This is a genomic window from Phaeodactylibacter luteus, assembly GCF_007993045.1.
GTDB classification, from domain to species: domain Bacteria; phylum Bacteroidota; class Bacteroidia; order Chitinophagales; family Saprospiraceae; genus Phaeodactylibacter; species Phaeodactylibacter luteus.
Map to the genome: position 1 here is coordinate 54,081 of NZ_VOOR01000013.1, position 21,807 is coordinate 75,887.

The 21,807-nt window shown below is 54.0% G+C and carries 24 protein-coding genes; 15 read left to right on the forward strand and 9 right to left on the reverse strand.

What is annotated here, in order from left to right; all coding sequences use genetic code 11:
• Positions 1-78: 78 nt before the first annotated feature.
• Positions 79-1,962, reverse strand: coding sequence for a T9SS type B sorting domain-containing protein (locus FRY97_RS08100; protein WP_147166947.1), 1,884 nt, complete (start codon positions 1,960-1,962; stop codon positions 79-81).
• A gap of 362 nt (positions 1,963-2,324) precedes the next feature.
• Here FRY97_RS08100 and rfaD point away from each other — a divergent pair, with 362 nt between their 5' ends.
• Positions 2,325-3,290 (forward strand): ADP-glyceromanno-heptose 6-epimerase, encoded by a 966-nt coding sequence (gene rfaD / locus FRY97_RS08105; RefSeq protein ID WP_147166948.1) that lies wholly within the window; start codon positions 2,325-2,327, stop codon positions 3,288-3,290.
• Positions 3,291-3,602: 312 nt separating this feature from the next.
• Positions 3,603-4,367 (forward strand): SGNH/GDSL hydrolase family protein, encoded by a 765-nt coding sequence (locus FRY97_RS08110; protein WP_211356828.1) that lies wholly within the window; start codon positions 3,603-3,605, stop codon positions 4,365-4,367.
• Positions 4,368-4,397: 30 nt separating this feature from the next.
• Here the strand turns inward: FRY97_RS08110 and FRY97_RS08115 are convergent, their stop codons facing one another.
• The 6 genes from FRY97_RS08115 to FRY97_RS08140 all read right to left on the reverse strand — a co-directional run bounded on the left by FRY97_RS08115 (position 4,398) and on the right by FRY97_RS08140 (position 9,808).
• A complete protein-coding gene (locus FRY97_RS08115) occupies positions 4,398-4,832 on the reverse strand; it encodes a hypothetical protein (protein WP_147166949.1) in 435 nt (144 codons plus the stop codon).
• 46 nt (positions 4,833-4,878) lie between these two features.
• The gene (locus FRY97_RS08120) at positions 4,879-5,550 is read right to left on the reverse strand and encodes a uroporphyrinogen-III synthase (protein ID WP_147166950.1); all 672 of its coding nucleotides are present in this window, start codon (positions 5,548-5,550) and stop codon (positions 4,879-4,881) included.
• 78 nt (positions 5,551-5,628) lie between these two features.
• Positions 5,629-6,270, reverse strand: a complete 642-nt coding sequence (locus FRY97_RS08125) for a polyphosphate polymerase domain-containing protein (protein ID WP_147166951.1) — start codon at positions 6,268-6,270, stop codon at positions 5,629-5,631.
• A gap of 9 nt (positions 6,271-6,279) precedes the next feature.
• Positions 6,280-7,434: a 3,4-dihydroxy-2-butanone-4-phosphate synthase gene (gene ribB, locus FRY97_RS08130; RefSeq protein WP_147166952.1), complete on the reverse strand. Its 1,155-nt coding sequence runs from the start codon at positions 7,432-7,434 to the stop codon at positions 6,280-6,282.
• Positions 7,406-8,596: a glycosyltransferase gene (locus FRY97_RS08135; RefSeq protein ID WP_147166953.1), complete on the reverse strand. Its 1,191-nt coding sequence runs from the start codon at positions 8,594-8,596 to the stop codon at positions 7,406-7,408. The genes ribB and FRY97_RS08135 overlap by 29 nt, the downstream gene beginning before the upstream one ends.
• The gene (locus FRY97_RS08140; protein WP_147166954.1) at positions 8,597-9,808 is read right to left on the reverse strand and encodes a glycosyltransferase family 4 protein; all 1,212 of its coding nucleotides are present in this window, start codon (positions 9,806-9,808) and stop codon (positions 8,597-8,599) included.
• Positions 9,809-10,890: 1,082 nt separating this feature from the next.
• On the opposite strand from FRY97_RS08140, the gene FRY97_RS08145 reads away from it, so the two are divergent.
• From FRY97_RS08145 to FRY97_RS23310, 6 genes are all read left to right on the forward strand, one after another.
• The gene (locus FRY97_RS08145) at positions 10,891-11,247 is read left to right on the forward strand and encodes a four helix bundle protein (RefSeq protein ID WP_147166955.1); all 357 of its coding nucleotides are present in this window, start codon (positions 10,891-10,893) and stop codon (positions 11,245-11,247) included.
• Between the two features lie 279 nt (positions 11,248-11,526).
• On the forward strand, positions 11,527-12,600 hold the full coding sequence (locus FRY97_RS08150; protein ID WP_147166956.1) for an NAD-dependent epimerase: 1,074 nt from the start codon (positions 11,527-11,529) through the stop codon (positions 12,598-12,600).
• 105 nt (positions 12,601-12,705) lie between these two features.
• The gene (locus FRY97_RS08155) at positions 12,706-13,275 is read left to right on the forward strand and encodes a Uma2 family endonuclease (protein ID WP_147166957.1); all 570 of its coding nucleotides are present in this window, start codon (positions 12,706-12,708) and stop codon (positions 13,273-13,275) included.
• Positions 13,276-13,745: 470 nt separating this feature from the next.
• A complete protein-coding gene (locus FRY97_RS08160) occupies positions 13,746-13,970 on the forward strand; it encodes a hypothetical protein (protein ID WP_147166958.1) in 225 nt (74 codons plus the stop codon).
• The gene (locus tag FRY97_RS08165; protein ID WP_147166959.1) at positions 13,960-14,376 is read left to right on the forward strand and encodes a putative toxin-antitoxin system toxin component, PIN family; all 417 of its coding nucleotides are present in this window, start codon (positions 13,960-13,962) and stop codon (positions 14,374-14,376) included. The genes FRY97_RS08160 and FRY97_RS08165 overlap by 11 nt, the downstream gene beginning before the upstream one ends.
• 384 nt (positions 14,377-14,760) lie before the next feature.
• Positions 14,761-15,066: a four helix bundle protein gene (locus FRY97_RS23310; RefSeq protein WP_394349352.1), complete on the forward strand. Its 306-nt coding sequence runs from the start codon at positions 14,761-14,763 to the stop codon at positions 15,064-15,066.
• Here the strand turns inward: FRY97_RS23310 and FRY97_RS08175 are convergent.
• Positions 15,028-15,249: a hypothetical protein gene (locus FRY97_RS08175; protein ID WP_147166960.1), complete on the reverse strand. Its 222-nt coding sequence runs from the start codon at positions 15,247-15,249 to the stop codon at positions 15,028-15,030. The genes FRY97_RS23310 and FRY97_RS08175 overlap by 39 nt on opposite strands.
• 94 nt (positions 15,250-15,343) lie before the next feature.
• Here FRY97_RS08175 and FRY97_RS08180 point away from each other — a divergent pair, with 94 nt between their 5' ends.
• From FRY97_RS08180 to FRY97_RS23315, 5 genes are all read left to right on the forward strand, one after another.
• Positions 15,344-15,610 carry a DUF6922 domain-containing protein gene (locus tag FRY97_RS08180; protein WP_147166961.1) on the forward strand — a complete coding sequence of 89 codons (267 nt, stop codon included), beginning with the start codon at positions 15,344-15,346 and terminating at the stop codon, positions 15,608-15,610.
• Positions 15,611-15,618: 8 nt separating this feature from the next.
• Positions 15,619-16,182, forward strand: a complete 564-nt coding sequence (locus tag FRY97_RS08185) for a nucleotidyl transferase AbiEii/AbiGii toxin family protein (RefSeq protein ID WP_147166962.1) — start codon at positions 15,619-15,621, stop codon at positions 16,180-16,182.
• A 329-nt stretch (positions 16,183-16,511) separates the two neighbouring features.
• Positions 16,512-17,102, forward strand: a complete 591-nt coding sequence (locus tag FRY97_RS08190; protein ID WP_147166963.1) for a DUF4240 domain-containing protein — start codon at positions 16,512-16,514, stop codon at positions 17,100-17,102.
• Between the two features lie 5 nt (positions 17,103-17,107).
• Positions 17,108-17,413 carry a hypothetical protein gene (locus tag FRY97_RS08195; RefSeq protein ID WP_147166964.1) on the forward strand — a complete coding sequence of 102 codons (306 nt, stop codon included), beginning with the start codon at positions 17,108-17,110 and terminating at the stop codon, positions 17,411-17,413.
• 336 nt (positions 17,414-17,749) lie between these two features.
• On the forward strand, positions 17,750-18,055 hold the full coding sequence (locus tag FRY97_RS23315) for a four helix bundle protein (RefSeq protein WP_394349353.1): 306 nt from the start codon (positions 17,750-17,752) through the stop codon (positions 18,053-18,055).
• Here FRY97_RS23315 and FRY97_RS22955 read toward each other — a convergent pair.
• Positions 17,956-18,552, reverse strand: a complete 597-nt coding sequence (locus FRY97_RS22955; RefSeq protein WP_211356829.1) for a hypothetical protein — start codon at positions 18,550-18,552, stop codon at positions 17,956-17,958. The two genes, FRY97_RS23315 and FRY97_RS22955, sit on opposite strands and share 100 nt — an antisense overlap.
• Between FRY97_RS22955 and FRY97_RS08215 the strand changes: the two genes are divergently transcribed.
• Both FRY97_RS08215 and FRY97_RS22960 read left to right on the forward strand, forming a co-directional pair.
• Positions 18,539-19,351: a polysaccharide biosynthesis/export family protein gene (locus FRY97_RS08215; RefSeq protein ID WP_147166965.1), complete on the forward strand. Its 813-nt coding sequence runs from the start codon at positions 18,539-18,541 to the stop codon at positions 19,349-19,351. The two genes, FRY97_RS22955 and FRY97_RS08215, sit on opposite strands and share 14 nt — an antisense overlap.
• A 44-nt stretch (positions 19,352-19,395) precedes the next feature.
• Positions 19,396-21,789 carry a polysaccharide biosynthesis tyrosine autokinase gene (locus tag FRY97_RS22960; protein ID WP_147166966.1) on the forward strand — a complete coding sequence of 798 codons (2,394 nt, stop codon included), beginning with the start codon at positions 19,396-19,398 and terminating at the stop codon, positions 21,787-21,789.
• Positions 21,790-21,807 lie beyond the last annotated feature (18 nt).

Sequence of the window (21,807 nt, forward strand, 5' to 3'; positions counted from 1 at the left end):
TCCGTGCCACGCTTTGCCCTCTGTGCCTCCGTGTCTAATTCATCTCCGGACCTCCGTATCTGTTATTGCCATTCGGCCCTACCGGATCAGATGCACATTGCCAGCGTAGGGGATAACCTTGCCATCCACAAAGATGACCTCAGCCCGGTACGTATACACCCCGGCAGGCAACCGCTCCCCCCCCGATGTACCGTCCCAGCCAGCTGCAGCGCCCGGCTGAGGAAGGAAATCGCGCTCCTCAAAAACCGTCCCGCCCCAGCGGTCGAACACCTGCAACAACCCGATGGCCTGCACATTAGGGCTCACCACAACAGGAGCAAACCAATCATTCCGCCCATCATCATTGGGAGAAAAAGCCGTGGGCAGGTACACTTGCCGCACCTCTTCTACACGCACAAACAACGAGTCTGAAACTTCACAGCCGTCCGCAAGGCTGCCCGTAAACCGGAACATGCCGTCCACAAACGGCAGCAGGGAGATGCGGAGGCAGCCCGGGCCAAGGCACTCAAAATCAGCAAAGCCCTCCCAGCTGCTTTGCGCAAGGGGCAGGGAAGGTATGGCCTCCAAAATCACCTCCTCCCCCAATTTCACTGCGGTATCACCCAACAACTCTACAAAGAAAGCCTCCGGCTCCAAGACCAGCAGCGTATCCGATACCTCGCAGCCGAAACGGTCGGCTACCCGCACTGCATAGCCGCCCGCAGGCAGCCCGCCAAGCGAGGCCGGCAGCCCCGCCTGTGGCTGGCCGCCTATGCTGACTTGAAAAGGGGGGAATGCGGGCTCAACGCCCAACACCTGTACCCGCCCATCAGCAGCCCCAAAACAGCTCGCCGTGTCGACTGCCGTTTCCAGCGCCAGGCCGGGGTCGGGCACTACCGACAGCCTGAGCGTAACAATACTATCGCAGCCGAGGGAAGAAACCAGGGAATCGACATACGCACCGGCAGTGCGGAGCGTATCGCCACCGAACAGGTACAAGCTGCCCTCGCAGAGGGTGTCTGCCTCTTCAAAAAACTTGGGCTGCACCACCACCACTTTGGTATTGGATACAATCCGGCACTTCGCGTTCTGCAGATTAGCGGGCGAGCTCGCCAGCAGGTAACGGTAATAATAGACCCCGGCAGAGAGCGAGGTGTGCATGATGGTGCCGGTATTGCCCCCCGGCATATCCACCCAGTCTGCCCCGTTGGTGCTCTGCTGCCATTGCACAGCAGGGTCTTCGTACTCCTCCCCCACTATAGTAGCGCTCAAGGGTATGGGCGAACCGTCCTCGCAGATGTTCGCTACCGCCTCCGGCAGTATCTGCGCTTCTGGCCCGCAAGCCCGGAAAGAGATGTTGTCCAGGGCAAGGTCGTTGCCAAAACCGCCCGGTGCGTTGTTGCGCAGGGCCAGGGTCACAGAGGTCTGCCCGGGCGCAGTGGTAAAAGTGAACCCATAGGTATTCCAAGTATTGTTCTGCGGGATATCGCCGGTGGTATAGCGCACCTCCCCGTCGATGAGGAAGGTCACATTGGGCTTGATCAGGCTGGCCGAAGACTGGCTGATGAGGTTGATGATATCGGCCGAAAACTCAAAAAGGGTATTGTCGCACAACCCCGTGACCTCCTGCTCGTAGAAGACCCCCTCTTCAAAACTGGCATTGACCACCATCATGTACCCGTTGGGGTCCGGGCTGTTGTCCTGTATGGGCAGCCACCCCTCAAACAAATTCCAGAGCCCCGTATTGTTGGTGATGGTGTAAAAGCCATCATTGGGCGGTGGGCTGGTGGAGTAAACATAGCCCGGAGCTATGCCCGGATCGGTAGTCAGGATATTGGGCAGCCCGCTGCCGAAGTCGCCCGCCTCAAATATGTTCTCGCCCAAATTGCCCCCGCAGGTTTCCTGTGCCCGCAGCGCACCTGCACTGCCAAAAATCAAAACGGCCAGCCATAGGCTGCAGAAAAATCTAAAATCTGTATTCATATTGCTATCTGATGGTGACGGGCGCAAACCAGATTGTCGCTCTTTTGGCCTGCCCCTGTACAATGTAAGGGGCCTGCCCCTGCCCGATGGCAGGTGCCGCTATGCTACGGGGCTCGCTATCCGCTCGGCCTTATCAGGCCTGCCGCCCCTTCGCAGCGCTAGGCCAATGCCAGGCTATAAAGCCCCAAAAGCATAAACACCTGCGACATTTTCGTTCACGCCCATGATGACAGGGTCGCCCCTTTTGCTTTCGTGAAGCTACAAAATTTTAAGCCCTTATGGCTTGAGGCACTAGATTGCCAAACTTGATTCTGCTGCCCAAGCTTGCAATTGCTTACCTTTGCCCAAAACAGCAACCCACCATGATCGCAATCACAGGAGCAGCCGGGTTTATTGGCAGCTGTTGGGTACAGTACCTCAACGAAGCAGGACGGGAAGACCTCATTTTGGTCGACAACTTCAGCCGGGAGGACAAAGCGCCCAACCTGGCCGGCAAAAAATACGCCCAGAAAATCGACCGCAACCACTTCCCCGGTTGGCTATGGGAAAACCATGACGATGTTTCCGCCGTCTTCCACATTGGGGCCCGCACCGATACGACCGAGCAGGACTGGCAGATCTTCCTCGATCTCAACCTCGATTATACCAAAGCCCTTTGGTCTTTGTGCGCAGCACATCAGATCCCCTTCATTTACGCCTCAAGCGCTGCCACCTACGGGCTGGGCGAGCACGGCTACCAAGACCGCCACGATATCGTCGCGCAGCTCCGCCCGCTCAACCCTTACGGCGATTCCAAAAACGACTTCGACCTTTGGGCGCTGTCGCAAAAAGAGCAGCCCCCCCACTGGTACGGGCTCAAGTTCTTTAACGTCTATGGGCCCAATGAGTACCACAAAGGCAGGATGGCGTCTGTCGTTTTCCATACCGCACGGCAGATCAAAGCCAATGGGGGCATGAAGCTCTTCCGGTCCCACCGCCCCGATTTCGCAGACGGGCAGCAGAGCCGGGATTTCATCTACGTTATGGATGTGCTCAGCGTTATGCACTGGCTTTGGCAGCACCGCCCGGAAAGCGGGCTGTACAACTTGGGCACTGGGCAGGCGCGCTCTTTCCTCGACCTCGCCAATCAAACCTTCCGCTCGCTCGGGCTTTCGCCCAAAATCTCTTTCATCGATACGCCTGAGGATATCCGGGAGACTTATCAGTACTTTACTGAAGCGGATATGGGCAAACTCAGGGGCGCAGGCTACACGGCTCCTTTCTACAGCCTGGAAGATGGCATCCACGACTATGTTACCCGTTTCCTTAAAACAGAAACCGCCTACTGATTTTTTTTGCCGCTGTGCCTGTTTTTGCCACGGAGACAGGGAGGGCACGGAGGTACACGGAGGGGTTGATCTCCGTTTTTCTCAGTGTACGCTGTGCCGCTGTGTCTAATTTCGTCACGGAGACGCGGAGGGCACGGAGGTACACAGAGAGAGTTGATCTCCGTGTTTCTCAGTGTACGCTGTGCCGCTGTGCCTGTTTGCCCGCTGTGCCTATTCCCGCCACGGAGCCTACCGGCCTATGCAACCCAAACCCCTAAATTTTCGTACCTATTAGGTACAGCCGTCCATCAGGCACAAGAAACGACGTAAACTATGAGACAGACCATCAGCAATAAGACCATCAGCAGGCTATTGGGGGCAACCCTGCTTGCCCTACTCCTATGGAACGGTTGCAGCAAAACCACGATGAGCCCGGTAGAGAAAGGCAAAGGGCCGGAAGCACAGCAAATAGATACCCTGCACTACCTCGCCTTGGGCGACAGCTACACCATAGGGGAAGGGGTAGCCCCCCGCAGCCGATGGCCAGAACAGCTGGCCGCCCGCTTCAATGAAACCTACGCCGGCGACACCGCACTGATGCTGCCCCCGCGCATCATCGCCCGCACAGGCTGGACCGCCGCACAGCTGCTCAGCGAGCTGGAACAGGAAGAAGGGCTGCTCACCTCTTACGACCTGGTTAGCCTCCTCATCGGGGTCAACAATCAATATCAGCGAAAGCCTTTCGAGCAGTTCGAAGCCGATTTCCAAGAGCTGGCCAGCCGGGCAATAGCCCTGGCCGGAGGCGCCCCCTCCCGGGTAGCGGTGCTGTCCATTCCTGATTATGCCTACACCCCCTTCGGGCAGCAGTTTTCCAGCCCAGAGGACATCTCCGATGAGATCAACAAGTACAATGGCTATATCCGCAGTGTGGCAGACAGCCTAGGGCTCCGCTTTTTTGACATCACCCCCATTTCTCGTTTGGGACTGCAGGAGCCCGCCCTTGTCGCCTCAGACCAACTCCACCCTTCCAGCCTTATGTACCGCCGTTGGGTAGAGCTGATCGAAGCCGATATCGCTGAGATGCTGGGCTGGCCATGAGCCTGCCCGCTCCAAACCACCTCCTAACGGCTAACGGGCCTCCACGCGGTTCAGCCCCGCATAGTAAATGAGGTGCCAGCCATCTTCCAGGCGGGAAAAACGGCGCTCAATCTGCAGCCCGTACTCCGGCTGCACGATCTTCTCTATGATCAGGTCCCGCCCCACGGGAGTGAGCTCCTGACGGAACTCCGAACGGGAAAAATCAATAGCCCCCTGCAGCTGCCAGGTCTGCGGCGTCCAACGGAACAAGCCGGAAGCGATCAGGGCGCTGTCGGCCTCCTGCGGCAGCCCGGGCAAAGGGAACACAATGCGCTCCCGCTGAAAGGCCGTGTCCTGATGAAAACGCTCGTAAAACTCCGCAAACTCCCGGAAGGGGCGGCTGCCATCCTCAGGTGCCCCCTTCGGGGCACAGCCTACCGCCGCCACCGCCATCAACGCCCCTATCATCCATGCTTTGTACATCATATCGCTATCTGTTCTTTTCCGGCCCTAACGCCAGCCGGCACAAAAGTTACAACAACGCGGCCAGGACCATTTGGGCCATGGCCTCTTCGTCCGGCCGCTCGGCCTGCGGTGCAGCTACCCCCAGGGAAGCGAGGGCGTCCTTCGTCGGCTGGCCGATGGCAAAAGCGCGCTGACCGGGCAGCAGGGGGAAAACGCTCAAATAAGCCCGGGCGCTCATAGGGCTGGTGAAGACAATGGCTGCCGACGGCCACTGCTCAGCCGGCGGGGCAGCTTCGTTATCGTAGGCCACTACAGACTGTGCCGCCACCCGACCGCCCAATGCTTTTTGGACCGACTGCCGGGAGTGCTTCGCCTGCACAAAGGCTACGCTGTGCCCGCTGGCCTCTTTGGCAAAAGCCTCGGCCGTCTCCCCGGGGCGGCCCGTGCCTGTGAAATCCGGCAGCCAGCCGTGGCGCTGCATGGCTGCTGCCGTGCCCGGCCCTACTGCGGCCATGCGGTAGCCTGCCGGGCTGGGGTGCAGGCGCGACAGGCAGTCTGCCCCCCTCGGGCTGTAGAAAAACAGCCAGTCTGCTTCGGGAAGGGCGGGCGGGGCACAACAGCGGAACCGGATCAAGCTCTGCCCGTGGACCACCCAGCCTGCCCCCTCCATTTTTTCCCGGAAGGGGCTGCCGGGCTGCAATGCCCGGGTAATGGATACGGTGCGCGGTGCTATTTCCAAAATCTTATGCTTTTTCGCTGTGGTATGCTTTGCCTTGGCACGCTTTTGGGCGTTGCCGCCAAGCCAGGCCAGGCCTGATCAGCCATACACAAAATTGATGCCCGTCACGAATTTGGAGCTTTTGGTCATGCGGAACGGCAGATGCTGCAGCACGAAGCCGGCCAGATGTTCATCCCCGGACTCGTACTTCACCTCTACCACCACGGCCTCTTCTGTGTAGGGCAGCCGCCCAACCCCCGAAGGGGCGTAAGGGCCAAAGCTCAGAGCCGTATCTATGGTCAGGCGGAAGGGGTAAGCCGGAGCCGCCCAATAAGACCGGTGGTATCGGTTGAACAAGACCGGCTGCAGGTCGAGCCCCTTATGGGCCAGGGCCCGGCACTGCCCGACCAAAGCCGGCAGGGCTTGCAGCCCGTAGCGCCCGGGGGGCAGCGGGAAATGCCGCTTATAGCCCACCTGATTGTCTTTGACCTTGGCCTCCAGCACCGGGTCTTGCAAGGTACTGAAGTCGGCCCCATACCAGCGCAGGCGGTACTTCAGGCGCTGAGGCGCACCGTCCACATTATCCTGGAATGCGGTGAAGCCGGGCGTATCAAAGTACAAATTGTTGATGTAGCGGGGCGGATGCAGAGCACGGAACCCTGCCGGGTGGTGGCGCACCACCGTTTCCACTACAGCAGGCGAAAGCTGCTCGATCTTGTATTTGCGCTCGTACCGGCCCATACCCCCTGTTTATAAAGGTACGTTCTCCACAACTTCCAGCCCATACCCGATGAGGCCGATGCGGCGGCGCTGCGCATTGGTCAGCAAGCGGAGCTTGGTGATGTTCAGGTCGCGCAAGATCTGAGCGCCTACGCCAAAGTCGCGTTGGTCCATGCCGCCCCTGAGCTCGGCCTTCTCCCCTTTCTCCTGAAGCTTGGCATAATCGGACAGGTGCTGCAAGATGGATTCGTACTTCTCGCCGTGGCGCATGTACAACAGTAGCCCGTTGCCGTCTTCCGCTATCTTCTCCATCGCCCGCTGTATCTGCACCCCGTAATTGTCGAACAGGGAGCCCAGGATCTCTCCGGTCTCGGTGGAGGAGTGCACCCGGACCAGTACCGGCTCCCCGGGGTTCCAGCTGCCTTTCTTGATCGCCAGGTGGATATCGCCGGTGGTCAGCTGCCGGAAAGCGATGACCTCGAAAGGCCCGTATTGGGTGTCTAGAGAGACCGACAGCTCCCGGCGGATGAGGCGCTCCGTCTGCATGCGGTAGGCGACGAGGTCTTTGATGGCGATGATCTTTAGCCCAAACCGCTGCCCGATTTCGATGAGCTGCGGCAGGCGGGCCATGGTGCCATCTTCATTGAGGATCTCCACCAGGACCCCGGCCGGGCGGAAGCCGGCCAGCCGCGCCAGGTCGATAGCCGCCTCGGTGTGGCCAGTGCGGCGCAGCACCCCTCCGGTTTTAGCCCTCAGGGGGAAAATGTGCCCCGGGCGGGCATAATCTTCTGCTTTGGCATCGGGGTTGACGAGGTGGCGGATGCCTGTAGCCCGGTCGTAAGCCGAAATGCCCGTGGAGCAGCCATGCCCGATCAGGTCGATAGAAACGGTAAAAGCCGTCTCGTGCAAAGCAGTATTGGAAGAGACCATCATTTCGAGCCCCAGCTCGTCGGCCCGCTTCTCATCGATGGGCGAGCAGATCAGCCCCCGCCCATGGGTGGCCATGAAGTTGATGATCTCAGGCGTGACGCACTCTGCGGCACAGATAAAATCGCCCTCGTTCTCCCGGTCTTCGTCGTCTACCACAATAATGACCTTGCCCGCTTTGATGTCGGCTATGGCCTCTTCTATGGTGTTGAGCTGAAAATCCTTTGGTTTAGTTTCGTTTGGTTGGTTGCCAGACATTGGTGCGTACTCCTTTTAGATATTTGTAAAAACCAGCCAGCAGTGCCCGGTTCATCGCCAAAAAATAGCGTGCGCCCCGGACGGGCAGCCAGTCGATTTGCCATCGGTGCAATAACTGATCCAGGGGCGGCAGCAGCAGCATCCCGCCCGCTAAAAGCCCAAACAACAGCTGGTAGAATAAGTTGCCCCCCAGGGCCAGCAGGGCCGTGCCCGCCAAAAGGGCGATGAGGGCGAAAGGGCCCAGCCAGCGCAGCACTTTGTGGGAAAAAAAGGCGAAGCCCAGGCGGCCGAACGGGGGCCACCACAGGTGCCGGAAGGCCTTGAGGTTCTGAAAATTGCCGGCCGATATGCGGACCTTGCGCCGGAACTCCTCCCGGATGTCGTGGGAGACCGCCTCGTAGCAGAGGGCATCAAGGGCGGAGACCGCCCTGCCGCCCTGTTCGAACAAGCGCATGGTGATGTAAAAATCATCGACCAGGAAGGTGGAGGGGACCGGGCTGAAATAGCGCCCCCTCAGGGCGTAGCAGCCGCCGAAAGGGCCCATCATGCAGCCCCAGGCCAGCCCCTCGCGGTGCTTGAGCAGCACCTCCCCAGAAATGTAGGTGTTCTCCGCCTCGGATATGCCCGCCCGCTGCATGCCCGTATGCTTGATGTGGCTGTCTACCAGCCCCACGCCCGGGTCGGCAAATCGTGCCGCCAGGCGGCGGGCTGTGCCCGGCTCCATCATGACGCTGGCGTCGGTGATGATGAGGATGTAGTCCGGGGAAGACGCCCGCCTCCGGGCTTCCTGCGCCAGCTCGTTGATCACCTCTGGCTTGCCCCTGCGCTGTGTGTAGGGGAAGAAGGACAGGCGCGGCTCCCGGCCTGCCCAGGCTGCGGCCAGGCGGTTGGTGCCATCGTCGGAACAATCGGAGCCGACCAGGATCTGCAGCCGGCCTTCGGGGTATTCCTGGGCGGAAAGGGAGGCCATCTTCTCTTCGATGACCCGCTCCTCGTTGTAGGCCGACATGATGATGAAGACCTCCGGCCACTCCTCCGTGGGCGGGAGCTGCTCGGCCTTGCCACGGGCCAGCAACTTCAGGAGCAGGGGGTAAAAAAGGTAGGTGTGCAGCAAGGACAACAGCCCGCCCCAAAACATGATATGCCCGAGCGCTGTCATCATCTAAAGGGCTTCGACATTAAGTGCGCGGTAGGCCTTCAGCAGCCCACGGGCCACCTCCCGGCTATCGTAGCGCTCCTGCACCAGCCGGCGGGCAGCCTGCCCCATCTGCTCCAGGCGGGGGCCCGCCCCGAAAATGTATTGGGCCTGCCGCAGGAAGCCTTCCGGCCCTTCTGCGATCAGCACTTCTTGCTGGTCTTTGGCGGCTATCCCTTCCAGGCCTACGGGGGTGGTCAGGACGGCCTTGCCCAGGGCCATGCCTTCCAGGATCTTGGCGCGCATCCCGCTGCCTGCCAAAAGGGGGACGACCATGACGCTGTGCCGGTTGATGAACTGGCTCGCGCTAGGCACTTCGCCGTGCACCTTCACGCCGGGGCGGCGCAGCCTCGTCAGCCAATCGGGGGTATTGCGGCCCGCCACGTGCAGCTCTGCCGTGGGGTGGGCCTGCCGGAGCGGACCCCAAACGCTGTCGAGGAACCACTTCAGCCCCTCCTGATTGGGCATCCAATCTAGAGAGCCGATGAAGGAAAAGCTGACGGGGCGCTGATAGCTCCCATAGTCGGGGTGGTAACGGCTGCAGTCGATGCCGATGGGGACCGCACTGCCCGCGCCCTCGTAGCCCAGCTGACGGAACTGCTGCAGGTCGCGCTCGGTGATGGCAGCCAGGTAATCGTACCCTTGCAGCTGCGCTACCTCGTAGGCCCGCAGCCGGCCGGTGAGGTGGCTGAGGTAGCAGCGCTTCAGCCCCGGGCGGGTGTGCTGCACAATGCGCCCCCATATCTCGTGCTCCACATTGTGGGCCCGCATGGAGACCAGGGCGGAGGAGTGCTGCCGGATGAGGGGCAGGTAGGGCGACAGGTAGGGCGTCTCCAGCTGTATGACATCGAACTGATGGGCGCGTAGGAGCTGTGCCAGGCGGTCGCTAAAAGCTTGGGACACAAAACGGGAGATGTGGTAGGAGCCCGGCTTGAAGAGATGCTTCAGGGCTTCCCAGGGCTTCACCCGGTTGTCGACCGGCACGGCCTGTACCTGCTTGTAATAGCTGAAGGGGGCCGGCAGCTGATCGATGGGGAAATAGTGCTTGTGGGTGTTCATGGCCAGGAGGGTGACCTCGCTGCCCAGCTCGTGGAATGCCCGGCTGAGGGAAGTCACGGCTATGGACTCGCCATCTTTCAGGGGGTACGGGAATTTCTTGCAGAGCTGAAGTATCTTCATGAAGTAGATTTGTGCCGGGCCTTGTGGACGGGCCATGAATGTTTGACGGCTGTGGCCGGTCGGGATGGCGTATTGGGTTCACAGTGGGGCTTGGCTGCACGCATCTTGTGCGGGCTCCGCAAAAATAGTGCTTTTTGCCAATCGCTGAAATTTTTGAGGAAAAGGTGGCGGGCAATTGGTTTTTTATGCCCGGACTAGCGATGCGGAGGGGTGGCCAGCCCGCAGGGCCGAGCGGATAGCGAGCCCCGGAGCGTAGCGACCCGAGCCTGTGGCGAGGGTAGGCCCCTGAACAACTATATGAGGCTGTTCCAAAGCGGTTATCCTGGGCTTTGGATTTTATAAAAAGAACAGATGGGGCTAAATGGCTGCCTGGCAGGGGGTTAGGTTGGCGATAGCCCTTGGCGGGAAAGTGGCTTTTGATTTTGTGGGCTTAAAATTTGGGAAATCGGAATTGGCAGCCTTTTTTTGCATTGTCCTACGAAAAGAAGCCGAACGACAAAATGAATGGGCTTCCCCTAAGGCTGGAACATTACAGCTGCTTCTGGGGGATGGTGTTGGGAGGCTGGTCCTCTGAACTGCCCTTCGTTACTACAACGTCTCCGGGGCGCTGCTCTTTCTACGGGTGTCGCTTTTCAGCTCCGGCAAACACTTTAACACACAACTTGACTAACAACTGCTACCTTTGCAGTTATCTATATTGATCGGTCCGCTTTTGCTGGGCTGGTGCAACTGATGCCTTTTGGCCAACTACATATCTCTGTTCAGCCGGTTAAGCCCTTGCGACTTATCGTCGGCGAAGCCGTAGGAGGGGTGAGGGGGTGAGGATTGAGGTTGAGGGCTAAGGGTGAGGATGAGGGCTAAGGGTGTGGTTGAGGGATGAGGGGTGATGGGCCAAGTAGCGACCGTTTACTATAGCAGCCCCCGAATGGTCTCAATCTCAACACAAGAAAAATCTCAACACAGCCCCAGCACAAGAAAACCTCAGCCTCAACCTCAACACTGCCCTATCACAAGAAAACCTCAATCCTCAGCCTCAACACAGACCCAGCACAGCACAAGAAAAACCTCAATCTCAGTCCACCATGCCCTACCAATCCTTCAGTGAAATGCCCGTCTGGCAAAAAGCAAATGAACTGGCTACCGAAGTTTTCCAGCTTACCGTGCCTCTGCCCAGATCTGAGGACTACGGATTGACCTCGCAAATCAGAAGGTCTTCCAATAGCGTCTCCGGTAATATTGCAGAAGGGTTTGGCAGGCGCACTTCAAAGGATAAAAGCTATTTCTACACCATCGCCCGCGGATCAGCATGCGAAACCCAAAGCCATCTTCTTTATGGACAAGGGGTTGAATATTTCACACCGGAAAAGGTGGAACCTCTCTTTCAGGAATATAATGTCCTGATTTTGGAATTAAACCGGTTGATGAAGGCCTTGAGGTGAGGGGTGAGGGCTAAGGATGAGGTTGAGGGCTAAGGGTAAGGTTGAGGGGTAAAGGGTAAGGATGAGGGATGAGGGTTGAGGGGCTAAGTGGCGACCGCATCCTGTAGCAGCCCCCGGATGGCCTCAACCTCAACACAAGAAAAATCTCAACACAGCCCCTGCACAAAGAAACCTCAACCTCAGCCTAAACCTCAGCACAAAGAAACCTCAACCTAAACCTAAACCTAAACCTAAACCTCAACCTCAACACAGCCCCAGCATTCTAACACTTATTACAAAATGAAAATACTGATCACTGGAACAGCAGGGTTCATAGGCTACCACCTGGCTAACCGGCTAACCCAACGCGGCGACCAAGTTACCGGCCTCGACATCATCAACGACTACTACGACCCGCAGGTCAAGTACGACCGACTCAAAAGCGCCGGGATCAACACCGATACCATAGCCTACGGCAAGCCCGTAAAGAGCAATACCCACGATAACTATCAGTTCATCAAGCTCGATCTGACCGACCGGGAAGGATTGGACAAACTATTCAAAGCAGAACAGTTTGATGCCGTAGTCAACCTCGCCGCACAAGCCGGGGTGCGGTATAGCCTGATCAACCCCCAAGCTTATATCGACAGCAACATCATAGGCTTTACCAATATCCTGGAATGCTGCCGTCATCATAAGGTAGGCCACCTTGCCTACGCCAGCAGCTCCAGCGTGTACGGGCTGAATGAGAAAATGCCCCTTTCTACCGCTGATAATGTAGACCACCCTATCTCCCTCTACGCCGCTTCCAAAAAGAGCAACGAACTGATGGCCCACACCTACAGCCACCTGTTCGGGCTGCCCACGACCGGGCTGCGCTTCTTTACCGTCTACGGGCCTTGGGGCCGGCCGGATATGGCCCTCTTCCTCTTCACGGAGGCCATGCTGAAAGGCGAGCCGATCAAGGTGTTCAACCACGGCAATATGGTGCGTGATTTCACTTACGTAGATGATATCGTAGAGGGCGTGGTGCGCGTCATTGATGGCCCGCCTCAGGGCAACCCGGAATGGACCGGCGCAAATCCCCTGCCAGACTCCTCTGTAGCGCCCTGGAAGGTTTACAACATCGGCAACAATAACCCGGTAAAGCTCCTAGATTTCATCAAAGCCATCGAGGACAAACTGGGCATTACGGCAGAGAAAAATATGATGGACATCCAACCGGGCGATGTGCCTGCCACCTATGCAGATGTGCAGGACTTAATTGATAACTTTGGGTACAAGCCCGAGACAAGCATCCGAGAGGGGATTGATGCTTTTGTGGATTGGTACCTCGACTATTACGATGTAAAACGGGGCAACACTAGCCACTAATGCACACCAAACATCTGTGCTGCCATCTGTGCAAATCTGTGGACAAGACTTGCCCACGCTGCCGAAAACCCCTAAATTGACAGCTACCGGTCAAAGGGTAAAACGATGATTACCGATATCAATCAGCTAGACCTCAATAAAAAGTACACCTATGCAGATTACCTGCAGTGGGGGTTCAAAGAACGGGTAGAGCTCATAAAAGGGCGCGTGTTTAAAATGTCCCCGGCACCTAGTGTAAAGCATCAGCAAGTAAGCAGAAACCTGCTCCACTTTTTAGACGCCTTGCTCTGGAAACAACCCTGCCAATTATTCCATGCACCCTTCGATGTAAAGCTCAACAAAAAGGGCAAAGACACTGTCGTCCAACCCGACATCTGCGTCGTTTGCGAAGTATCCAAACTAGATGAGCAAAGCTGTAACGGTGCCCCTGACCTCATCATCGAAATCCTCTCTCCCGGCAACAGCCGCAAAGAGCGCAAAGAAAAATTTGAACTCTACGAGGAAAATGAAGTCAAAGAATATTGGCTGGTCGATATCTCGGAAAACAGCGTCACCGTCTATACCTTGAATGAGCATGGCCGCTATATTGGCAGCAAGCCCTATGTAACGGGCGAGCGCCCCGTGTCTGCCGTCCTCCCGGATTTGAACATCCCGTTGACCGAAGTATTTGAATAAAGGTCTTGAGCCGTGAATGAAATGCTGCCATCTGTGCAAATCTGTGGACAAAACCGGCCACTAACACACGCTCAAAACCCCAAAACCACCAAAACACCACAAAACCACAAAACCAAAACACCGAACCCCCAGCCCCCCCCAAGAAAACCATAAAACCACAACACCAACCTCCAAGCCAAAACCCAGAGAACCACAAAACCAAAACACCGAACCCCCAGCCCCCCCCAAGAAAACCATAAAACCAAAACACCAAACCCCAAGCCACAACCCCAGAAACACCACAACTACGGAAGCCAAGAATCGCGTTTCGATAAATTTTGAACACCTTGATTTTGGGAACTCTCCACCCTGCCCCACTGTTTTAACAATCAGATCATTAGCAGACTGTTATGCAGATAATACTGCTACTCGCGTAACACTAGAACAAGCCTCTGCCACAACCTGAGCGATAAGCTGCAAAAAGAAAAAAAATGACCGTATTAAACATAGAGCTGGTAGACCCAAGAGCCAAAAGCCTCTTAGAAGAATTGGCTAAACTAAACCTTATCCGTATTCAGGAAGAAACAAAACCAAGCTTGTCTTCAATTGCCGAGCGCATCCGGAAACGCGCTGCAGAGGAAGCGGTCACGGAAGAGGAGATCATAACAGAGGTGGAAAAAGTCAGAGCAGCACTGTATAAAGAAAGTGCCTCTTAAAAAGATCATCTTAGATACAAACCTTTGGATCAGTCACCTGATTTCAGAACGCCTGATCCAATTGGATGCCTTATTAGCTAATAATCAGGTGAAACTAATCTTTAGTGAGCAACTTTTAGAAGAGTTTGTTTTAGTAGCCCAACGGTCAAAATTTCAAAAGTATTTTGCAGCAGAAGATATCCAAGACCTTTTGGCTGTTTTCGATACCTTCGGCGCAATGGTCGAAGTAAAATCTGAAGTTGATATATGCAGAGACCCAAAAGACAATTTCCTGTTAGCTATGGCCAAAGACAGTGAAGCTGATTTTTTAATTACAGGCGATAAAGACCTACTGGTGCTAAAACAATTCGAGGAAACAGAAATCCTAACCTTTACGGATTTCATCCATTTTATGATGCCAGAGTAATTGCCCCTGACACTTCTGTCCTTATCAACTACTACAGATCGAACGATAAAAAGGCAAGTTTCCTTTTTGACTTTTCTCAAGAATAAAAACCCCAAACCTCCTAATATCTGAATAAAGATAAAGGGTAAAGCTGCCAAGATTAAAGCAAAACCAAAACCCCAAAACCACAACACCAAAACACCAGACAACCCCAAGAAAACCACAACACCAAAACACCAGACAACCCCCAAGAAAACCAAAACACCAAAACACCACAAAACCAACCCCCAAGCCACAACCCAGAGAACCACAACACCAAACCCCCAAACACCCCAAAACCCCTCCCCCATCGGCAACTTCAAAAAACTCCGCGTCTGGCAACTAAGCAAAAACCTAGCCGTCAAGATCTACCAAGTAACCGATGAGCACACAAAATTCAAACAAGACTTCCGCTTCCGAGACCAAATCAGAGCCGCCGCAGTCTCCGTCCCCTCCAACACCGCCGAAGGAGACGAGCTAGACACCAACAAACAAAGCATCCGGCACTTCTACATCGCAAAAGGCTCAACCGCAGAAGTCATCACCCAACTCATAATCGCACAAGAAATCGGCTACCTGCCCCCCAAAATAACAGAAGAACTCATAAAGGAATACGAACACGTTTCCCACATGCTAGCCAAACTCATAACCGCCCGATCCAAAACACCATAAAACCAACACACCAAACCCCAGAAAAACCACAAAACCACAAAACCAAAACACCAAAACACCCCAGAAAAACCACAAAACCAAAACACCAAAACACCCCAGAACCACCAAAACACCAAACCCCAAGCCACAACCCCAGAACCACCAAAACACCAAAACCCCAAGCCCCCCCTCAAACGATTCCAACCAAAGATTGGTTATTCTAAATATGCAAAATTATAAAACCACAAAACCGGAAGAAACCAGTCCCACTCCATCCGCAACTGCCCTGTCCTGTCGTATGTTCTGGGACACACCCGTTTCCAATATCCATTGGCACGAACATCGGCACTTCATCGTACAGCGGGTCATGCGTTACGGAAAGCTGGAAGACTGGAAACTCATTCAACAATGGTATGGACCAGATACGCTTCGTGAAATTGTAGTATCTCTAAACAACCTCGATGCCATAAGTGTAGCTTTCCTAAGCTTAGTATTGAATATAGACAAAAAAGCATTCCGGTGCTACACAGAAAAACAGTCTCGGCAGAGCTTCTGGGATTATTAGAATCCCTCATGGAAATACCAGCCTTTTCGAAACTGCGATTGGTGGGTGGTACAGCTCTGGCGCTTCAGCTTGGGCATCGGAGCTCCATAGATATTGATTTATTTGGCGAACACCATCTCGATGATCATCAGCTTTCAGTACAATTATCTGAATTCGCAGAAGTAGTTGCCATCAGAGGCAGCAGTTCCATTAAAGCTTTTTTCATCAATAATATCAAAGTCGACATCGTCAATTACCCCTATCCATGGATTGCTTCGCAAGTAGAGGAAGATGGAATTCGTATGGCGTCAATATTGGATATCGCCGCCATGAAAATTGCAGCGATTGAACAGCGGGGTTCCAAAAAAGACTTTATCGACCTTTATTTCCTGCTACAGCAATTTTCACTCCTGGAAATAATGCAGTTCTACCAACAAAAAATCACCGATGGAAATGAATGGATAGCCCTCCGTAGCCTAGCTTATTTCGAGGATGCAGAACGCGAACCGATGCCAACAATGTTCTCCGACACCTCCTGGCCACTTATCAAAAACCACATCGCTAACGAGGTTCGGAAGTATAGCCGCCAATGATACCTGAACAAGGGCAGAAGCAAGGTTAAAGTGTAAAGCTCCCAAGGTTAAAGGACCACAACCCTAGCACTACAACACCAAACCCCCAAAACACCACAAAACCAAAACACCACAAAACCAAACCCAAGCCCAACCCCCAGCAACACCAAAACCCCAGAAACACCACAAAACCACAAAACCAAAACACCAAACCCCAAGCCACAACCCAGAGAACCACAACACCAAACCCCCAGACACCCCCAAGAAAACCACAAAACCACAACACCAAACCCCAAGCCACACCCCGGAAAACCATACCCCCCTTGCCCCAACCTCAAAAAAAAACTAACTTGAAAGCGACTTACTCAAATGGCGACATGACCCAAAATATCAAAATACCCATCCATCAGCTCAATGAAGACAAACTCAAAGAGCTGCAAGAAAAGTACCCCGGGGCAGAGGTCAACCTGATCCTTCAGGCAGAGCCCGGCAGCAGCTTGAACGAACAAGACTTCTGGGGGATTATTGACCTGCTGGACTGGGAAGCCAAAACAGATGAAGCCATTGTATGCCCGGCAGTAGAAAAGCTTGCCCAACTCGATGCCCGCTCCATCTACAGCTTTGCCGACCTGCTCTCTGAAAAGCTATACCGGCTCGACCAAAAGGAATACGCCCTTCATATCGGCGAGGACGCCTGGCAGCCAGACGCCTACTTTTCTGTAGACAACTTCCTTTATGCCCGGGCCTGTGTCATTGCCAATGGAAAAGACTACTATGAAAAGGTACTGTCCTATCCAGAAGCCATGCCCAAAGACCTGACCTTCGAGTCCCTGCTGTATGTACCCAGTGAAGCTTTCGAGCTTAAAACCGGAAAACCCTATGACTATATACCTGCCTACCCTATCGAGACGTATAGTAATAAGCAGGGCTGGAGAGACTAAGTGGTATGGCAAAGCATGGTAATAGCCTCGACAATGAAAAAGAGCACCATCTCTACGCCATACACGATCGAAAGGAGAAAGACATCTTCAAATATGGCATTAGCGACAAACCTATCGGAAAAGATGGCTACTCCTCAAGAATGCGTGAACAGATCAATTTTCTCAATGCAGCCGTAGGCATCATCCGCTATGTTGGAGAAATCCTCATCAAAGGGATCATTGGCAGAAAAAAAGCACGCCAACTCGAAGATGAGCACATTAAAGCGTATGAACGTAAAAAGGGTAGAAAACCTAGAGGAAACAGAAGGTAATCCAACCACCCTCCGCCCGCCGAAGCCTGTAGGCGAAGGAGGACAACACCAGAAAACCCCAAGAACACCACAACACCAAAACACCACAAAACCAAACCCAAGCCCAACCCCAGAAACACCAAAACACCAAACCCCCAGACACCCCCAAGAAAACCAAAACACCACAACACCACAAAACCAAACCCAAGCCCAACCCCAGAAACACCAAAACACCAAACCCCCAGACAACCCCAAGAAAACCACAACACCACAAAACCAAACCCCCAAACCCCCTCCCCCATCGGCAACTTCAAAAAACTCCGCGTCTGGCAACTAAGCAAAAACCTAGCCGTCAGGATCTACCAAGTAACCGATGAGCACACAAAATTCAAACAAGACTTCCGCTTCCGAGACCAAATCAGAGCCGCCGCAGTCTCCGTCCCCTCCAACACCGCCGAAGGAGACGAGCTAGACACCAACAAACAAAGCATCCGGCACTTCTACATCGCAAAAGGCTCAACCGCAGAAGTCATCACCCAACTCATAATCGCACAAGAAATCGGCTACCTGCCCCCAAAAATAACAGAAGAACTCATAAAGGAATACGAACACGTTTCCCACATGCTAGCCAAACTCATAGCCGCCCGATCCAAAACACCATAAAACCAACACACCAAACCCCAAGCCACAACCCCAGAACCACCAAAACACCACAAAACCAAACCACCAAAACACCAGACAACCCCCAAGAACACCAAACCACCACAACACCAGACAACCCCCAGAAAACCCAAACCCCAAGAACACCAAAACACCAGACAACCACAAAACCAAACCACCAAAACACCAGACAACCCCAAGAACACCCAAACCCCAAGAACACCAAAACACCAGAAAACCCACAACACTCCAAAACCCAACCCCCAAGCCAAACCCCAGAAACACCACAAAACCATAACACCAAAACACCCTACCCCCCCCAAGCCAAACCCCAGAAACACCACAAAACCAAACCACCACAAAACCAAACCACCAAAACACCACAAAACCAAACCACCAAACCACCAAACCACCAAAACACCATAACACCAGACAACCACAAAACCAAACCACCAACCCCCAGCCCCCCCCAGAAAACCCCAAAAAATGAACACCATCATAAAAAATATAACCTTCTTAACCCTAATCCTCCTCCTCGCTTCCTCCTGCGTACAACACCGCCAGCTCATCAACTTCAACGAAGCCAACCTCCCCGAAGACACCCCCGAGAAAATCTTCAACGATATTAACCTCACAATACAACCCGAAGACCTCCTGCGTATCGACGTAACCAGCATTGACCCGCTCGCCGCAGCGCCTTTCAACCCCGGAACGGGTCCTGGGGGGCAAAGACAAAATATGCAAATGGGTGGACAAGGTCAAGGCGGTAACTACATGCTCGAGATGTTCCAGGGCTACCTGGTCGACCAAAATGGCTACATCGACTTCCCGGTATTGGGGCAACTAAAGGTGGAAGGGCTCACCATAGAAGAAGCCAAAGGGCAAATCTACGGGCTGCTGCAGGAATATATCAAAGACCCGGTCGTGGAAATGCGGTTCCTAAATCTAAAGATTACAGTGCTGGGAGAAGTGAACGCACCGGGGGTCCAACGCTTGTCCAACAAACGAACAACTATACTTGAAGTAATCGGCATGGCAGGAGACCTCAGCGATTACGCCAACCGGAATAACGTCCTTTTAATCCGGGAAAAAAAAGGGCGGCGCACCTATACCCGACTGGACCTGCAATCAGCAGAAATTTTTTCGTCTCCCTATTTTTATATGCAGCAGAATGATGTGATCTATGTAGAGCCGATTCAGGCGCGGATTGCTACAGTAGCCGACCCGGCTCAGCGGATTATCTCTTATGCTACGGCTGGATTGTCTTTGATCTCATTAATTATTGCCCTGAGCAGATAACGGCCCATCCGCATTTTATAACCGGACAGCCAACCACCAAAAACTTGCAACAACCCCTAACACAACTCCCTACCGACAACCCGGGAAGCGAAAACAACAATCGCATCGACCTCAAGGAGTACCTCTACCTCTTCCTGGGCAATTGGTACTGGCTGGTCCTGGGGCTTGTGATTGGAATTACGGCAGCATGGCTCGTTTTACGATACAGCACCGTTGTTTACAGCGTCCGGTCATCTATTCTGATCAACGAAGAGCAACAGCAGGCCTTCTCCACAGATATCATCGCCGAAGACCTGGGGCTCAGAGACAGGACTGATATCAATAATGAACTAAGAGTCCTGGAGTCTTCCGAACTCATGCTCAAAGTGGTAGACTCCCTAAAATTAAATATCAGCTACTGGGTTGAGGGCAATATCCTGGTCACAGAAGTCTATGGCAGCCAATGGTCCGGAATACTTTCCGACATACAGCCGGCGGAGCAAAATCAATACCACCAACTCAAAATTGAACTCAAAGACAATGGCAAATTCGCCGTGCTGAAGGGAGAAACGGATACGCTGATTCAGGAATTGGGCAGGCCTTTCACCCTCGATCAGACCATCTGGACACTCAGCAAACAAACCCAGGAACTTTTGAAGCCGGGGGCTGGCCTGACTATTAAAGTAGCTCCCGCAGAGGAAACCGCAAGAAGGTTCGCCAATGCCCTGAAGCTAAGCCCGGCCCGGAACTCCAATGTCATTGACATGGCCATGAATAACCCCCTGCCCCAACGGTCCATCGACATCATGAGTTGCCTCGCGCTGTTTTACAACGAGGCCGTCATCGAACAGAAAAACAAAGCAGGCAGGCAAACCTTGAGCTTCATCGACGAACGGTTGCGCTTTATTACAGAAGACCTCTACAGCGTGGAAAAAGAGGTAGAAACCTTCAGGCAGGACAATGCCCTTTCCGGATTGGACCAAAATGCCAACTACCTGGAAAAACTCACCGCAGCAGATGAGCAACTGATGGAACTGAACCTGCAGGAACAGCTCCTGCAGGAGGTAGAAACGTTCATTCAGGCAGATTCCAACCGTTACAAAACCCTGCCTCTGACTTCACAAATCCTGTCCACGCAGCTCAGTGAAGTCGCAAAGGAATATAACGAGACTATCTTTGAGCGGGATCAACTCCTCGAAGCGGCTACAACGGCCAATCCCGGCCTGGCCACCTACGACGAACAATTGCAGTTCCTGCGCGGTATTTTGCTTCAGGGTATCAACACCTTACAAAAAGAACTGCGGCAAAGAACCCTGCAATTGCAGGAGTCCCTGCGCCCCGTTGAACAGAAAATCGCCCGCATTCCGGAAATCAACCGGCAACTGCTGCAGATCATGCGGCAACAGCAAATAAAAGAAAACCTCTTCCTCTACCTGATGGAAAAACGGGAAGAAACAGCGCTTTCCATCGCTGCCCAAACCGCTAACGCCCGCCTGCTCGATAAACCGGTAACAGAGGGAGTGGTCTCCCCGGACCGGCAGCGTATTTTCTTCCTGGGCGGGCTGCTGGGGCTAGGCATCCCTGCCGGACTACTCTTTTTGCTGGCTTACTTTGACAATAAAGTGTACACCCGTAAGCACATCGAAAACCTTACTCAAACGCCTTTTATAGGTATGATCGGTACCTCCCCCAAAGCAGACAGCATTGTGGTAAAAAGGGGCAGCCGCTCTTCTGTGGCGGAAATGTTCCGCCTCCTGCGTACCAACCTGGACTACCTTTCACAGGGGGACAAATCAGATAAAGTGACATTGGTGACTTCCAGTATCTCCGGTGAAGGCAAAAGCTTTATTTCCATCAACCTGGGCATGTCTGAAGCCCTGGCGGGTAAAAAAACCGTTCTTTTGGGGTTCGACCTGCGCAAACCAAAATTATCCCGCTACCTCACCGGTGCCACCGCACCACAGGGGCTGACCAACTACCTCGTCGATCAGGCGTCCCTTTCAGATATTGTGCAGCCGGTGCCCGGGCAGGATGATATCTTTTTTATCGGCTGTGGCCCTATCCCACCGAACCCCTCCGAGCTGATCATGAGCGCCAAAACCACCCAACTCTTTAAGGAATTGCGGGAAGCCTACGACGCCATCATTGTAGACACCGCGCCTATGGGGCTCGTGACCGATGCCCTGCTGCTCGCTCAACAGGTAGACCGGAGTATTGTGGTTTCCAGGCATGGCAAAACAGATAAAAACCTCCTGATGATCACCCAAGAAGTCTACAAACAAAAGAAACTCCCCAAAATGGGGATCGTTCTGAATGGGGTGAAGAAAGGGACTCGGTATGGGTATGGGTATGGGTATGGGTATGGGTATGGGTATGGGTATGGGTACGGGTATGGATATGGGTATGGGTATGGGTATTATAGTGATGATAAGAAGAAAACCTGGTGGAAGTTTTGGTAACAACCGAACCATTAAGCG